This is a genomic window from Denitromonas ohlonensis, assembly GCF_007625205.1.
Taxonomy (GTDB): Bacteria; Pseudomonadota; Gammaproteobacteria; order Burkholderiales; family Rhodocyclaceae; genus Nitrogeniibacter; species Nitrogeniibacter ohlonensis.
The window spans coordinates 127,498-141,671 of the sequence record NZ_VMNI01000003.1 but is presented as its reverse complement, the minus strand read 5'-3'; the positions used below and the strand labels follow the sequence as shown (position 1 = coordinate 141,671).

Genomic DNA, 14,174 nt, shown 5'->3' with positions numbered 1-14,174 from the left:
ACCTCCTGCGGTGGAAGGCGCATCGCTTTTCCACGCGACACAGGCCGCTTTTGGCGACGGGGTAGCCACAACAGGTTTCTCGATACGCACAGGACAGGCGCATCAAACATTGCGGCACTGCAAACAATGACCCTGGCAGGTTCATGCTAACTTTTCTCCGCTGGTCCAAAAAAGCACATGTTTGCCCAACAGGAGAACAGCATGAAAATCACCTCACTACTCGGCGCCCTCGCCATGGGCGCCCTGGCCGCACAGCCCGCGCTTGCCACCAACGTCAAAGTCACCCCGCTGGGCGGGCAGGACGGCGAATTCTGCGTCCTCGACCGCGCCCTGATTTTCGAAGACCCCAACGGCACCCGCCTGCTCTACGACCCCGGTCGCACCGTGGCCGGCGCGGACGACCCGCGCCTGGGCAAGATCGACGTAATTCTCGTCAGCCACATGCATGGCGACCATGTCGGCGACAAACACACCCAAGCTCCCAACGCCGGCGCCTGTAACAAACCGGACATGTCCGTGTCGGCCGCGCCCAACACGCTGGTGGTGAACATCGCACTGGCCAAGAACGCCAAGATCGTCACCGGCAGCGAAATGCCGGCCTTCTTCGCCAACAAGCTCAAGAGCAACGGCGGCGACCCGAAGAACGCCGTCCTCGCCCGCTTCGGCGGCAGCCAGACCATCGGCGGCGTCACCATCGCCACCGTGACGGCCATCCACAGCAATGGCATCGACGGCGACCTGGTCGGCGGCGATTTCGGCACGCGCCTGAAAGAAGCCGGCCTCTCCGCTTATGTCGGCGAAGCCACCGGCTACGTGCTCAAATTCAGCAACGGCCTCGTCGCCTACCTGTCGGGCGACACCGGTATCACCGGCGATCAGGAAAAGGTCGTGCGCGACCACTACAAGGCCAAGCTGGCCGTGATCAACATCGGCGACACCTTCACCACCGGCCCGGCCGAAGCCGCCTACGTCATCAACGACCTGGTCCAGCCGGTCTCGGTCATCGTCTCCCACGCCAACGAGCCGGCCACCGAGGGGGGCAAGGTCAAGGCGGGTACACGCACGGAAAGCTTCATCAAGGCCACCAAGGTGCCAGTGCATGTGCCGCTGTCGGGGAAGACGATGGAGTTTGATGGGGGCGGGGGTTGCGTTTTGGGGTGCTGATTTGTCGATGCAATGATGCTGAGGGGGCGGCACGGGTGGTCGCGCCGCCCTGCGTCGTTTGCGCTCACGGCTTGCCGGGGATTGGAGGACGTTCCTTCGCCGCCAACGGCTGCCGTGGAAAGCCGTAGAAGTCGAATGCCACTGGCGAGGCCATGACGATGAATGTCTCGGTCCGGCCAGACGGGGTACTCGTGGTAGGGCGCAATAACCAAAGGGCATTGCGCCGCGCGTTCGCGCCGTGCAAGATAGCGCTGTCCGCACAGAACGGCCAAGAGTCCCTGCGCATTCGGCTATTTGCCTCCGGACTATGATGTCTCTGTAGATCAGAATTCGCTAATAGTTCCATTGAGGGGGCGACCCAGTGCTGGACTTTGCCATCCTCCGCCTTCGGCTTCGGCCGCCTCTCACGAAAGTTAGGCCGCACAACCAACGCCATGCCACAGAACCGAAACTCTGCATCTCGGTTGTATGCTTTTCTAAGCTCGCTCCCGGGGCACCAAGAGAATACTCAGATCCTTTCTGCGTGGGCAGATGCCCTAGACATCAAAGAGAGCGAGACGTCACGCCAAGCGCGATTGGTCTCAGAGCGGCTAGCGGCGCTGAGTCGAGAGCTTGATCACATCCGAGAGGGGATGAAGAGCGCAAACTTCAGTCCGCATCTCTACACGAAGGCACTCGCAGCATTCGACGCTGCGTTCTCGCCTATGTATTTGTCGAATACATGGAGCCATGTCCGGCAGCAATTGAAGCCTGAGCACATGCTTGCCTTGCAGTTCTGTGGCGAAATTCTGCAGGATGAAGAAGACGAGATTCAACAAGCTGACCTTGACGAGATATCTACGTTGCTGTCTGAGTTGGAGAGTCTTTCTGCCAACTCAGATCAGATCCCCGAACGACTCCGGAGACTCATCGACAATCAAATCGCTCAGATCAGAGCAGCAGTAGCGAGCTACAAGATCGCCGGGGCCAAGGTACTTCGAGAGGCCGTGCGATCAAGCTACGGTGAGTTGGTTGAAGCCAAAGACATAATCACTGAGCACAAAAATTCACCCGAAATTTCAAAGCTTGCTGAAGTCTGGCGAAAGGTAAATGCCGTTGCCGACGCCGCTTTGAAGATCGATGGCGTGGTTCAGCTCGGTCAAAAGGCCTGGCTCTTCATCGAGTCAGTGATCAAAGGCGCGGTCTAACCTCTCGCTCAAGCGGTGCGGCGATTTACCCATTTGCCGCCATCAAGCTCCATCAGCAAGCGTAGCCCGGACAAGCGAGCGTAGGTTGGGCTGACGAAGGAAGCCCAACGCTCGGTGATCCACAATGGCACCGCTGAACGTTGGGCTTCGCTGTGCTCAACCCAACCTACATGAACCCATCTCGCATCCGAGAGGCGGCGCCGGGGCGACAGCCGTTATTGAGTATCGGTCTCCCGCCAATAAAAAAACGCCAGCCCGGCAAAGCCGGCTGGCGTTTTTCTTTGCGGTGAGTCTTGGCTTACAGCGCTTTCACCGACAGGCGGTGGGCGTGCAACAGCGGCTCGGTGTAGCCGCTGGGTTGCTGGCAGCCTTTGAAGACCAGGTCGCAGGCGGCTTCGAAGGCGATGCCGTCGTAGGCGGGGGCCATCGGGCGGTAGGCGGGGTCGCCGGCGTTCTGGGCGTCCACCACCTTAGCCATCTTCTTGAGCGTGTCGAGCACCTGGTCGATCGAGCACACTTCGTGGCGCAGCCAGTTGGCGATGTGCTGGCTGGAGATGCGCAGGGTGGCGCGGTCTTCCATGAGGCCGACGTTGTTGATGTCGGGCACTTTGGAGCAGCCGACGCCCTGGTCGACCCAGCGCACGACGTAGCCGAGGATGCCCTGGGCGTTGTTGTCGAGTTCTTTCTGGATCTCGTCGGCGGTGAGCTTCTGGTCGCCCAGCAGTGGGATGTCCAGGATGTCGTCCACATTGGCCGGGGTGCGGTTGCGCAGTTCGGCTTGCACGTTGGCCACGTTGATCTGGTGGTAGTGCAGGGCGTGCAGGGTGGCGGCGGTGGGCGAGGGCACCCAGGCGGTGTTGGCGCCGGACTTGGGATGGCCGATCTTGGCGGTCATCATGTCGGCCATGTTGTCGGGCACGGGCCACATGCCTTTGCCGATCTGCGCGCGGCCGGGCAGGCCGCAGGCGAGGCCGACGTCGACGTTCTGGTCTTCGTAGGCGAGGATCCACTTCATGGTCTTGAGCTTGGCCTTGGGCGCGAAGGGGCCGGCCTCCATGCTGGTGTGGATTTCGTCGCCGGTGCGGTCGAGGAAGCCGGTGTTGATGAACACCACGCGCTCGCGGGCGGCGCGGATGCATTCCTTGAGGTTGACCGAGGTGCGGCGCTCTTCGTCCATGATGCCGACCTTGAGCGTGTTTTTCGGCAGACCGAGCGCCTGCTCGACACGGCCGAACAGCTCGACGGTGAAGGCGACTTCTTCGGGCCCGTGCATCTTGGGCTTGACGATGTTCACGCTGCCGGCGGTGGAGTTGCGGAAGGGGGCGTTGCCCTTGAGGTCGTGGATCGCGGCGCAGGCGGTGAACATGGCGTCCATGATGCCTTCGGGGATCTGGTGGCCGTCGGCGGCGACAATCGCCGGGTTGGTCATCAGATGGCCCACGTTGCGCACGAACAGCATGGCGCGGCCCTTGAGCGTGAGCTTGCTGCCGTCGGGCGCGGTGTAGACGCGGTCGGGGTTCATGCTGCGGGTAATGGTTTTGCTGCCCTTGACGACCTGTTCGGACAGCGTGCCTTTCATCAGACCCAGCCAGTTGCCGTAGGCCAGCGCCTTGTCTTCGGCATCCACGGCGGCGACCGAGTCTTCGCAGTCCATGATGGTGGTCAGCGCGGCTTCGACGAGCACATCCTTGATGCCGGCCGGGTCGGTCTTGCCGATGGGGTGGTGGCGGTCAAACTGGATTTCGAAGTGCAGGCCGTGTTGCTTGAGCAGCACGGCGGGCGTGTCGCTCACGTGATAGCCGGCGAACTGCGCGGGGTCGGCCAGGCTGGTGGTGGTGCCATCCTTGAGCGTGACCACCAGCTTGCCGTCGATCACGGCGTAGTCGGTGGCGTCTTTGTGGCTGGCGTCGACCAGGGTGGCCGCGTCGTCGAGGAAGTCGCGGGCGTAGGCCACCACTTTGGCGCCGCGCACCGGGTTGTATTCCGCGCCTTTTTCGGCGCCATCGGTTTCGGGCAGCACGTCGGTGCCGTACAGCGCGTCATACAGGCTGCCCCAGCGCGCGTTGGCGGCGTTGAGCGCAAAGCGGGCGTTCATGACCGGCACCACCAGCTGCGGGCCGGCCTGGGTGGCAATCTCGGGCTCGACGTTTTCGGTGTCGATGGTGAAGTCCGGGCCCTCGGGCACGAGGTAGCCGATTTCGGTCAGGAAGGCCTTGTAGGCGGCAAAGTCGCCCTTGCCGTTGGTCTGGTGCCAGGCGTCGATCTTGGCTTGCAGGTCGTCGCGCTTGGCGAGCAGGGCGCGGTTCTTCGGGGCCAGGTCATTGACGATGGATTCGAGGCCCGACCAGAACTGATCAGCGCTGACGCCGGTGCCCGGCAGGATGTCGCGCTCAAGCAGCTGCTGGAGCGTGGTGGCGACTTGCATGCCGCCGATCTGGGTATGTGAGCTCATGGTTTAGGCCTCTGTGAAGCACCGACCGCGATGGCCGGCTGAATTCCAAATGATCGTTTCCCCCGAGGGGAATTGACCGCCATTCTAAAACGTTGCAATAAATTTATCTAATGTCTTATATAACACTTGATTCGGTATCGGCTGGCCGGGCGTGTACCGCCAGCCAGACGGTGGCCGCGTCGGTGCGCGCCACCCGGTGCTTGCAACCGGCCGGGAGCAGCACCCAATCACCCGGCGCCATGGCTTGTTCGCGTCCGTCGTCAAAGGCCAGTACCGCCGTGCCGCTGACCACCATCACCCACTCGTCGTCCGCCTGCGCGTACCAGAAGCCCGGCGGGCTGGCATGGTGATGCGAGACGATGCGCTCGATCCGTACCGTGCCGTTGTCAAACAGCGGGCGAAAGTCTTCGTCCGCACCCGCGGCAGGCAGATCGGTGAGCAGTGAGCCGTGAGTCGGTCGGGTCATGAGCCTCGCAAGCGGTTCGTGTGGCGGGATGATGCACTGCAAACACTATAGACAGGATTCAAGAATAGCGGCGGGTCGCGCGCAGGGGAATTCCTGCTAGAGTTGTTTCTGTCGATACCTGAGGTATTGAATCGGGCCGCCACGTCGGCCGTTTGTGCCGATGAGCAAGGGATGGAGCATGCGAAAGACCTCGACCTCGAGACTGCCCGCCACGCGCGCACGGCGCCGCGTTCAACCACGGTTTCCACGCTAATGGACCGGTACACCGAGATTCGCAGCTTTGTGCTCACCGCCGAAAAAGGCAGCTTCGCCGCCGCCGCGCTGGTCGAAGGCGTCACCCCCGTGGTGATGGGCCGCCGCCTCGACGCGCTGGAGCGACGCCTCGGCGTGCGGCTGATGCACCGCTCCACCCGCGGCCTCACACTGACGGACCTCGGCGAGCAGTTTGTCGAGCAATGCCGGCAACTGCTCAAAGACTTCGACGCCGCCGAGAGCAGCGTCAGCGCCGGCCGCTCCGATGTGCGTGGCCATCTGGTGGTGTCGGCCCCCGCGGGGTTTGGCCGTCAGCACATCGGCCCGCACGCGCCGGCTTTCAAGGCCCAGCACCCTGCGCTCAAGCTGTCGTTCAACTTCACCGACAGCGTGGTCGACCTGGTCAGCGAAGGCTATGACATGGCGATCCGCATCGGCGATGCCGTGCCACCCGACTACGTCGCCATCCCGCTCTACCCCAACCGTCGCGTCGTCTGCGGCACCCCCGCCTACTTCGCGCACCACGGCGTACCGCGCACGCCCGAAGACCTCGCTCACCACAACTGCCTCGCCTTCAATCTGCACGGCGGGCAGCAGCGCGGCTGGGCCTTCGTGCGCGAGGGCAAGCGCGTTACCGTGCGCGTGGACGGCGACCTCGACTGCAACGATGGCGAGCTGCTGTTCGACTGGGTGCGTCAGGGCCTCGGTATCGGCTGGCGTTCCACCTGGGAGATCCAGTCCGAGCTCGCCTCCGGCGCACTGGTGACCGTGCTCGATGATTTCGCCGTGCCCAGCAACGCCATTCAGGCGGTCTATCCGCAGCAGCGCTATTTGCCGGCGAAGGTGCGCTGCTTTGTGGACTACCTGAAGGCGGTGTACAACCAGCCGGGCTATTGGGATGGCGGTCCGAGCGTCTGAAGTGGGTCACACGACTTTGATGCGTTTTCGTCCCGCACCCGCGTTGATCGTAGCGAGCCGTTGATGGATTTGCGTCTTTCCCTCGCGGGCGAAGTGTGAAAGACTGAGCCGCAGAAACACGCAGTAATAATAAGTTCGGCCAGGCTTGCTGATGGAAGTCATGGATCGAACACCGGGATCGTTCTGGTTAGTGCGCGCAAGGGCAACTGGCAGCGTCAGGGTCCCCGGCCGCATTCGCGACGTTCGCGGCTGCAAGGTTTGCCTCCGCATCGACGCTTTTTAGCCGGGCGATCGGATGTTGCAAGCTTGAGAGAGAACGCCCCATGCAAAGAGAACATTACACCCCCTTGAATCTCGTCCCGATCGTCGCCGATAGCTGCGCGGTTGAGGACGCCGCCTACGCCCGCAAAGTCACCGCCGATTCACCCGCCGTTGATGTCATGACCGATCTTCGACTGGTGGCCGCCGCCACCATCGGCCCCGATCTTCCGCTGCCCGCAGCCACGCAAAACATGATCCAGCGCGGCGTGCGATCGCTGTTTGTGGTCGATGACACCCACGCGATGCTCGGCTTGCTGTGCGCCGATCAGGTGCTGGGCGAGGCGCCGGTCAAGATCGCCACCGCACGCGGCATCCCGCAAGCCGAGCTGACCGCACGCGACCTGATGGTTGCAGCGGACCGGGTTGAAGCGGTTGATATGGACGATGTGATGCGCTCTGAAGTCGGCCACATCGCCGCCACGCTCAAGCGCTCGGGACGGCACCACCTGCTGGTGGTGCAGCGGAATGCGGCCGGCAAGGCATCGGTTCGCGGCGTGTTTTCGGCGACACAGATCGCGCGCCAGCTCGGGATCTCGATGCCCTCCGGCACCATCGCGCAGACCTTTGCCGATATCGAGGCCGCCTTGGTCGCGTGAGCGAATCGACGCGCCGCGTTGCGTGGCGCCGTCGCCGGCACGGGCTGGGCGATCGAAGGGAAGCCGCTGGCGTGCAAGCCCAAGGATGCAGCGGAGGGCGGTGCTTCGTCGAAAGGACGGTAAGAGGCCGGGCTTCGCTCAACCCACGCGACGCTGTGTTGTGGCCGCCTCGCGCTGAGACGTTTCGTTCTGCCAAAAGCAAAAGGCCCGCTGGATGCGGGCCTTTTGCTTATTGAGTGGGCCGGTTCATGGGGTGGGGCCGGCGTCTGCACATTTCGGGTCGAAATGCCATCTCGGCGAACGGTGGCGGGGTGGGCCTGGGTCCGGCGGCGGATAGCTGCCGGGGTTCGCGCTGATCGGTTGGATGCATTTGACCTGAAAGCGGACTATCTGAAAAACACTGTTTTGAGATGTTGAAATCGCAAAACACGATGGGTGTGTAAGACGCCCCGGGTCGGTGCGGCGTCGCTTGCGCGGGGTCTCTGTCATTGCCTGGTACCGCTGGTTTTGAAAGTGGCCGAGTCGGTGTGGGGGTACGCCAGTTGTGGCGCAATGCCCTTAGGTTATGGCGCCCTGCGACCGAAGCGCTCAACGGCGCTGCGAAAACCACGCATGGATCAATCCGGCCTGATAGAACATCACCGGAGTATCGAAACCGCCGTCCGCGATGATGGACTCGACCTGTGCTGGCGGAAGGACGGCGACGTCTCGGCGATAGGCTTCGCGCATCTGTGCCATCCCGGCTGCGGGGATGCCGGCGGCGAGCATCATGTTCAGCCAGATGTTGAGCAGCGCGGTGTAGGCGCTTGAGTCGACGTCAGAGGCAAGGTCGGAACTGGCCAATAGACCGTTCGGGCGGAGTCGGGTGGCAATGGCCCGGAAGAGGCCGACGCGCGCGTCGCGGTCGGTGATGAACTGCGACACCAGAAAGCAGGTGGCCGCGTCAAAGCGGTCCTGACCGGGTAATGAGGCGAGGTAGCCTTCGTGAAATTCGCAGCGTGACAGGTAGCCGCCCTTGTCTGCCTTGCTGCGGCTCACATCGAGCATGGCGCCGGAGGGTTCGATGGCGGTAAAGGTCCATTGGGGAAATCGCTTTGCAAGGTAGTCGATTTCTTCGCCCGTACCGGCGCCGACGCACAGGATGCGCGCATGGGCCGGGAGCCCGGCAAACACGGCGTCGAGGAGGAAATGCAGTGCGTCGCGAATGGGGGCGGTCTTGGCCCAGCGCGCGTCGTAACCGGCGGCCTGCTGATCGAAGATGGCTTTGATGTCGTCGTGTTGCATGGGCGTGCTCGGGCTGTCATTGCGCCTGATTGTAGGCCATCAGCATTGCAGGATGCGGTGCATCCGGCTACGGATTGAGGGCCGCTTGACCGCTGAGAGGGTAAGGCTCAGGGGCCTCACAACCGGTCGAAGTGTTCGGCCATGCTCCGCCGCAGGGCCGCCTCCGGCAATGGTCCGTGCAGAGCCCCCATGTTCTCGCGCATGGGGGCGGGCTGCGAGGTGGCGGGGATGGCACAGGTGATGGCGGGGTGGGAGATGACGAACTTGAGGAAGACCTGCGCCCAGTTCGTGCAACCGATCTCGGCGGCGTAGCCGGGCAGGGGTTTGCCGCGCACCCGGTTGAACAGGTGGCCGCCGTCGAAGGGGCGGTTGATGATGACAGCGCAGCCGCGCTCGGCGGCCAGCGGCAGCAGGCGGCGGTCGGCGGCGCGGTGGGCGAGGTTGTAGGTCAGCTGCACGAAATCGAGCGCTTCGTTGCGGATCAGCGCGGCGAGGTCGTCATGCCGACGGCCGTGCGAGGTGGTGATGCCGAGGTAGCGGATCTGCCCGTCGGCCTTCATGCGACGCAGGGTGGGCAGGTGGGCGTCCCAGTCGAGCAGGTTGTGGATCTGCATGAGATCAAAGCGCGGCACGCCCCACAGGTCACGCGAGCGGGCCATCTGCTGCTCGCCCATCCATTGCCCCGGGGTCCAGACCTTGGTGGCCGAGAACAGCGCCGCGGCGCCCGGGCTTTGCGGCAGCAGCTCGCCGAGCACGGCCTCGGCGCTGCCGTACATGGGCGAGGAGTCAATGAGCCGGCCGCCGGCGGCGAAGAAGGTTTGCAGCACCTGCCAGCGGGTGGTGAGCGCGTCGTTGGGGATGATGGTCTGGCCGCGTGCGACATCAAAGGTGATCCAGGTGCCCATGCCGATGGCGGGCAGGCGCTCGTCGCTGACGGGGATGGCTCGCGTGTGAATGCGCGGGGCGGCCGCCGCCAGGTGCGGGGTGCCGAGCGCGGTGGCGAGAGCCAGCGCAAGAAACCGGCGGCGCGTGGTGGGGTGGGTGTCAGGCATGGGGCGTCCTGCTCCGTGTACTCGGAGCCAGGTAGACCGTGTCGCAGGCGCCGGGTTTCGGCGCGGTTGCGCCGAGGCGTGCGCGAGCGCCCCGTCGCGGACTCACTTTGGCCGCCAGGCGCGGGAGAGCGATTCGAGCCAGGCGAGGTAGAGCTTCATCGGGCCGGCGGCCATGAACTCGGTGGCGACCTCGGGGTTGCCGAACTCGGGGCGCTTGGCTTCGGTGATCTGGGCCAGATCCTGCATGGCGCGGAGGTCGGCCGGGCGCACGGCGGCAGCGCGGGCCTCACCGAGGAGGGCGTCGAGACGGTGCTGTGCGGTGCGCGGCTGCAGGGCTTCGTAGAGGTGCAGATACTCTTGCACCGCCTTGGCCCGCAGCGCGCGCTGGGTGAAAGGCCAGAGCACGGCGCGGCCGATCACGCCATGCGCCAGACCGAGCTCCCAGGGCATCCAGCGGGAGTTGGCCGAGGCCTCGGAAAAGGCGAAGACGAGCAGACGGCACTGGCGCAGGCGGCCGACCAGACGGTCAGCCAGGGCGCGGTCGGGCAGTTGCGAGAGAGCGGCGTCGCCGAAGTCGACGTAGACCGAGAAGCCCCAGCTTTCGAGGCGTTTGCACAGACTACGTGCCCGCGCTTCGTCCTGATGCGCGTGCGACAGGAAGATGTCGAACATGGGGGCGTCCTTGTTGGTGCCCGGCCGGGGGCCGAGTGTGTATGGGCGTCATGTTCACTATAGACAGCGCAGGCAGCATGGCGCCTGGCGTCCGACAGCCGCCGCGCGGCATCCCGGCCGGCGTGCTGCAGGGCTCAAAAAACAAAGGCCCGCTGGACGCGGGCCTTTGTTTTATTGGTGAGCCGGGTCGGGGGTGGGGCCGGCGTCTGCACGTTTCGGGTTGAAACGTGATCTCGGCGAACGGTGGCGGGGTGGGCCTGGGGCCGGCGGCGGGTGGCTGCCGGGGTTCGCGTTGATCTGTTGAATGCATTTGACCTGAAAGTCGGTCATCTGAAAAACACTGATTCAAGATGCTTCTATCGTGAATCAAGATGGCTGGTGTATCATTCGCCGCATGGAACTGAGACAGCTGCGCTACTTCTCCGCCATTGCCAAGCACGGCAGCTTTTCGAAAGCGGCCGAACAGGTGTTTGTGGCGCAATCGGCGCTGAGCCATCAACTGGCGCAGCTTGAGGCGGAGCTGGGTGCGCGGCTGTTTCATCGGTCGCGGCGCGGGGTGGAGCTGACCGAGGCGGGGCGCATTTTTCTGGCGCATGCGACGGCCATCTTGCGGCAGGTGGAGGATGCCCGCGCGAGTGTGATGAACGTGGCCGGCGAGCCGAGCGGTAAGGTGGTGTTTGGCGTGCCGCACAGCGCCTCGAATGCGCTGGCGCTGCCCTTGCTGCAGGCGGTGCGCGAGCAGCTGCCCAAGGTGGAGCTGGAGCTGACCGAGGAGCTGACCGGCAATCTGGTGCCGCAGCTGCGCAGCGGTCAGATCAATCTGGCGGTGTTGTTTGATGATGGTTCGCTCGACGAATTTGAGCAGACCGCCCTGCTCGATGAACACCTGTCGCTGATTTCGTCGGCCACCGCGACCGATCGCCCGCAGGCGGCGGTGAGCCTGAAGCAGGCGTTGGCCTTGCCCTTGATTCTCCCTGCGCATCCGCATGGTGTGCGCCCGATCATCGAAACGGCGGCTCGCCAGCACGGGCTGCCGACGCCGAATGTGGTGGCCGACATCAGCTCGATCAGCATTCTGCGCACGACACTGTTGGCCGGCATGGGGCATACGCTGCTGCCGGTGATGCCGCTGCAGCACGATCTGGCCAGCGGTGCGCTGTGTGCGGTGCCGGTGGCGCCCGCGCTGACACGCCGGCTGGTGCTGTGTGCGGCGAAACACATCCCGCTGTCGGCGGCCGCCACGGCGGTGGTGCAACTGGTGCAGGGGCTCACGCAGACCTTGTGCACGAACGGGGCGTGGCCGGGCGCGGCGCTGATTCCGATCGAGGCGTGATTCTGAGTCTGAGCGGCGAGCATGTCGCCGCGTTCGGCGTAGGGCGGATAAGCGAAGCGCATCCGCCGTGCCACTTTGCGGCGATGTCGGCGGATGCGCCTGCGGCTTATCTGCCCTACGACACACCACACACGGCGCCCCGCCCGCGCCGCAGTCCATATCCCCTGTATCGACAGAACTGATCGCGGCGGGAATTCCGCCGTCGGTCGGGATCGTCTACTGTGGAAGCATCATGCAAGCGTCGGCCGATGCCGGCGCGCCAGCCCACAGGAGAAGCCCATGCGCCATCTCGGCATTGATGTCGGCCCCCATCGTTTTGTCGCGCGGCTCGAAGAAGCCGCCGCACCCAAAACCTGCGCGGCCTTTCTTGACCTGCTGCCCTTCAACAACCAGGCCATCCACTCGCGCTGGAGCGGCGAGGCGGTGTGGGTGCCGCTGGGCGAGTTCGACACCGGGTTGGGCTTCGAGAACCACACCAGCCACCCCTCGCGCGGCGATGTGCTGTTGTATCCGGGCGGTTTCTCCGAAACCGAAATCCTGTTTGCCTATGGCAGCAGTTGCTTCGCCAGCAAGATGGGGCAATTGGCCGGCAATCACTTCCTGACCGTGGTCGAAGGCGCGGAGCAGCTGATGGACATGGGGCGGCTGATTCTGTGGCAGGGCGCGCAGGCGATTCGCTTTACCGATCTGGGCGAGGCGTGATGACGGCCGACCGCCGCACCCTGCTGGCCGACCTGTTCGCGGCGGCTGTGAACGCGGCCCAGCCCGAGCATTGCGTGCCGCGTTTTTTGCCGCCGCCGCCCAAGGGCCGCACGCTGGTGATCGGTGCCGGCAAGGCCTCGGCGGCCATGGCGCAGGCGCTGGAGCAGCACTGGCCGGGTGAGCTGAGCGGGTTGGTGGTGACGCGCTATGGCTATGCCGTGCCCTGCGAGCGCATCGAGATTGTCGAGGCGGCGCACCCGGTGCCCGACGCAGCGGGCCTGGCGGCAGCCGGTCGGCTGCTTGCGTTTGTGCGCGGCCTGACCGCGGACGATCTGGTGATCTGCCTGATCTCGGGTGGCGGCTCGGCGCTGCTGCCGCTGCCGGGCGAGGGCGTGACGCTTGAAGACAAGCAGGCGATCAGCCGCGCGCTGCTCAAGTCCGGCGCGACGATTTCGGAGATGAATTGCGTGCGGCGCCATCTGTCGGCCATCAAGGGCGGGCGGCTGGCGGCGGCTTGCCATCCGGCGCGGGTGGTGAATCTGCTGATCTCGGATGTGCCCGGCGACAACCCGATGGACATCGCCTCCGGCCCGACGGTGGCCGATTCGAGCACTTGCGCGGATGCGCTGGCGATCATCCGGCGCTACAACATCGTGCTGCCAGATGGCGCGCGGGCGCTGCTCGACAGCGGTCGTGGCGAGACCGTGAAGCCTGGCGATGCGCGGCTGGCGGGTGTGAGCACGCATCTGATCGCCACGCCGCAGATGGCGCTCGAAGCCGCCGCCGAGGTGGCGCGCGCAGCGGGCGTGACGCCGATGATTCTCGGCGACAGCATCGAAGGCGAGGCCCGTGACGTGGGCAAGGTGCATGCCGGCATCGCCTTGCAGGTGCGCAATCACGGTCAGCCCGTCGCGCCGCCGTGTGTGTTGCTGTCGGGCGGCGAAACCACGGTCACCGTGCGCGGCAGCGGACGCGGCGGTCGCAATGTGGAGTTCCTGCTCTCGCTGGCAGTGGCGCTCAATGGCGCGCCGGGGGTGCATGCCGCGGCCGGCGACACCGACGGTGTTGATGGCCTGGAGGAAATTGCCGGCGCCTTCATCGGCCCGGACACTTTGGCGCGGGCCTGGGCCGCTGGCCGGCCGCCGCGCGACAGCCTGGACAACAACGACGGCCACGGATTTTTCGAGGCGCTGGGTGATGCCTTGATCACCGGCCCCACGCGCACCAATGTGAATGATTTTCGCGCCATCCTGATTTCACCTTGAAACGGCGCGACACCAAGGAAGACACGACCATGAAAACCATCAGCATGCTCACCCTTCACGATGTGAAGCAGATCGCCACCGCGGCCGAGACGGAGGCCCTGGCCAATGGCTGGGCGGTCAGCATCGCCATCTGCGATGCCGGCGGTCACGCCTTGTGGTTGCAGCGCATGGACGGCGCGCCGTTGATGAGCGCGGCCGTAGCGCCCGAAAAAGCGCGCACCTGCGTGCTCACCGGCAAGCCCAGCAAGGTGTTTGAAGACATGGTCAACAAGGGCCGCTTCGCCGCGCTGGCCATGCCGGTGGTGCCACTCGAAGGCGGCGAGCCGATCGTGGTCGATGGGGCGGTGATCGGCGCGGTTGGCGTGTCGGGCGTGACGGCCGGTGAAGATGCGCAGGTGGCGCGCGCCGGGGTGGCGGCCTTGAGCGGGGTCTAACCCGATCCGACGGCATCGAGACATCAGGTAGGGCGGAAAAGCGAAGCGCCTTCCGCCATCGGTGCCGCGTCGGGGC

At 64.8% G+C, this 14,174-nt stretch carries 13 protein-coding genes; 8 read left to right on the top strand and 5 right to left on the bottom strand.

Going from position 1 to position 14,174, the window contains the following annotated elements:
- Window positions 1–201: 201 nt before the first annotated feature.
- Both FHP89_RS03080 and FHP89_RS03075 read left to right on the top strand, forming a co-directional pair.
- Window positions 202–1,164, top strand: a complete 963-nt coding sequence (locus FHP89_RS03080) for an MBL fold metallo-hydrolase (protein WP_144176273.1) — start codon at window positions 202–204, stop codon at window positions 1,162–1,164.
- Between the two features lie 632 nt (window positions 1,165–1,796).
- Window positions 1,797–2,351: a hypothetical protein gene (locus FHP89_RS03075; RefSeq protein ID WP_144176272.1), complete on the top strand. Its 555-nt coding sequence runs from the start codon at window positions 1,797–1,799 to the stop codon at window positions 2,349–2,351.
- Between the two features lie 298 nt (window positions 2,352–2,649).
- On the opposite strand, the gene FHP89_RS03070 is transcribed toward FHP89_RS03075, so the two are convergent.
- Window positions 2,650–4,803, bottom strand: coding sequence for a malate synthase G (locus FHP89_RS03070; RefSeq protein WP_144176271.1), 2,154 nt, complete (start codon window positions 4,801–4,803; stop codon window positions 2,650–2,652).
- Window positions 4,804–4,918: 115 nt separating this feature from the next.
- Window positions 4,919–5,269 (bottom strand): cupin domain-containing protein, encoded by a 351-nt coding sequence (locus FHP89_RS03065; protein WP_144176270.1) that lies wholly within the window; start codon window positions 5,267–5,269, stop codon window positions 4,919–4,921.
- 252 nt (window positions 5,270–5,521) lie between these two features.
- On the opposite strand from FHP89_RS03065, the gene FHP89_RS03060 reads away from it, so the two are divergent.
- Entirely contained in the window at window positions 5,522–6,439 is a 918-nt protein-coding gene (locus tag FHP89_RS03060; protein WP_144176408.1) for a LysR family transcriptional regulator, read from the top strand.
- Between the two features lie 323 nt (window positions 6,440–6,762).
- Window positions 6,763–7,356 carry a CBS domain-containing protein gene (locus FHP89_RS03055; protein ID WP_144176269.1) on the top strand — a complete coding sequence of 198 codons (594 nt, stop codon included), beginning with the start codon at window positions 6,763–6,765 and terminating at the stop codon, window positions 7,354–7,356.
- Between the two features lie 588 nt (window positions 7,357–7,944).
- On the opposite strand, the gene FHP89_RS03050 is transcribed toward FHP89_RS03055, so the two are convergent.
- The 3 genes from FHP89_RS03050 to FHP89_RS03040 form a co-directional block, all read right to left on the bottom strand.
- Window positions 7,945–8,640 (bottom strand): class I SAM-dependent methyltransferase, encoded by a 696-nt coding sequence (locus FHP89_RS03050; protein WP_144176268.1) that lies wholly within the window; start codon window positions 8,638–8,640, stop codon window positions 7,945–7,947.
- A gap of 116 nt (window positions 8,641–8,756) precedes the next feature.
- The gene (locus FHP89_RS03045) at window positions 8,757–9,692 is read right to left on the bottom strand and encodes an aldo/keto reductase (protein WP_144176267.1); all 936 of its coding nucleotides are present in this window, start codon (window positions 9,690–9,692) and stop codon (window positions 8,757–8,759) included.
- A 102-nt stretch (window positions 9,693–9,794) separates the two neighbouring features.
- Window positions 9,795–10,364 carry a toll/interleukin-1 receptor domain-containing protein gene (locus tag FHP89_RS03040; protein WP_144176266.1) on the bottom strand — a complete coding sequence of 190 codons (570 nt, stop codon included), beginning with the start codon at window positions 10,362–10,364 and terminating at the stop codon, window positions 9,795–9,797.
- 394 nt (window positions 10,365–10,758) lie between these two features.
- Here FHP89_RS03040 and FHP89_RS03035 point away from each other — a divergent pair, with 394 nt between their 5' ends.
- The 4 genes from FHP89_RS03035 to FHP89_RS03020 all read left to right on the top strand — a co-directional run bounded on the left by FHP89_RS03035 (window position 10,759) and on the right by FHP89_RS03020 (window position 14,098).
- On the top strand, window positions 10,759–11,697 hold the full coding sequence (locus tag FHP89_RS03035) for a LysR family transcriptional regulator (RefSeq protein WP_144176265.1): 939 nt from the start codon (window positions 10,759–10,761) through the stop codon (window positions 11,695–11,697).
- Between the two features lie 279 nt (window positions 11,698–11,976).
- Window positions 11,977–12,399 carry a DUF3830 family protein gene (locus FHP89_RS03030; protein ID WP_144176264.1) on the top strand — a complete coding sequence of 141 codons (423 nt, stop codon included), beginning with the start codon at window positions 11,977–11,979 and terminating at the stop codon, window positions 12,397–12,399.
- On the top strand, window positions 12,399–13,664 hold the full coding sequence (locus FHP89_RS03025; protein ID WP_144176263.1) for a glycerate kinase type-2 family protein: 1,266 nt from the start codon (window positions 12,399–12,401) through the stop codon (window positions 13,662–13,664). The genes FHP89_RS03030 and FHP89_RS03025 overlap by 1 nt, the downstream gene beginning before the upstream one ends.
- A gap of 29 nt (window positions 13,665–13,693) precedes the next feature.
- Window positions 13,694–14,098, top strand: coding sequence for a GlcG/HbpS family heme-binding protein (locus tag FHP89_RS03020; protein ID WP_144176262.1), 405 nt, complete (start codon window positions 13,694–13,696; stop codon window positions 14,096–14,098).
- Window positions 14,099–14,174 lie beyond the last annotated feature (76 nt).

Bases quoted from the DNA above. Each gene is read 5' to 3' on its own strand.
- FHP89_RS03080 (WP_144176273.1), top strand. From the start codon at position 202: ATGAAAATCACCTCACTACTCGGCGCCCTCGCCATGGGCGCCCTGGCC.
- FHP89_RS03075 (WP_144176272.1), top strand. From the start codon at position 1,797: ATGAAGAGCGCAAACTTCAGTCCGCATCTCTACACGAAGGCACTCGCA.
- FHP89_RS03070 (WP_144176271.1), bottom strand. From the start codon at position 4,803: ATGAGCTCACATACCCAGATCGGCGGCATGCAAGTCGCCACCACGCTC.
- FHP89_RS03065 (WP_144176270.1), bottom strand. From the start codon at position 5,269: ATGACCCGACCGACTCACGGCTCACTGCTCACCGATCTGCCTGCCGCG.
- FHP89_RS03060 (WP_144176408.1), top strand. From the start codon at position 5,522: ATGGACCGGTACACCGAGATTCGCAGCTTTGTGCTCACCGCCGAAAAA.
- FHP89_RS03055 (WP_144176269.1), top strand. From the start codon at position 6,763: ATGCAAAGAGAACATTACACCCCCTTGAATCTCGTCCCGATCGTCGCC.
- FHP89_RS03050 (WP_144176268.1), bottom strand. From the start codon at position 8,640: ATGCAACACGACGACATCAAAGCCATCTTCGATCAGCAGGCCGCCGGT.
- FHP89_RS03045 (WP_144176267.1), bottom strand. From the start codon at position 9,692: ATGCCTGACACCCACCCCACCACGCGCCGCCGGTTTCTTGCGCTGGCT.
- FHP89_RS03040 (WP_144176266.1), bottom strand. From the start codon at position 10,364: ATGTTCGACATCTTCCTGTCGCACGCGCATCAGGACGAAGCGCGGGCA.
- FHP89_RS03035 (WP_144176265.1), top strand. From the start codon at position 10,759: ATGGAACTGAGACAGCTGCGCTACTTCTCCGCCATTGCCAAGCACGGC.
- FHP89_RS03030 (WP_144176264.1), top strand. From the start codon at position 11,977: ATGCGCCATCTCGGCATTGATGTCGGCCCCCATCGTTTTGTCGCGCGG.
- FHP89_RS03025 (WP_144176263.1), top strand. From the start codon at position 12,399: ATGACGGCCGACCGCCGCACCCTGCTGGCCGACCTGTTCGCGGCGGCT.
- FHP89_RS03020 (WP_144176262.1), top strand. From the start codon at position 13,694: ATGAAAACCATCAGCATGCTCACCCTTCACGATGTGAAGCAGATCGCC.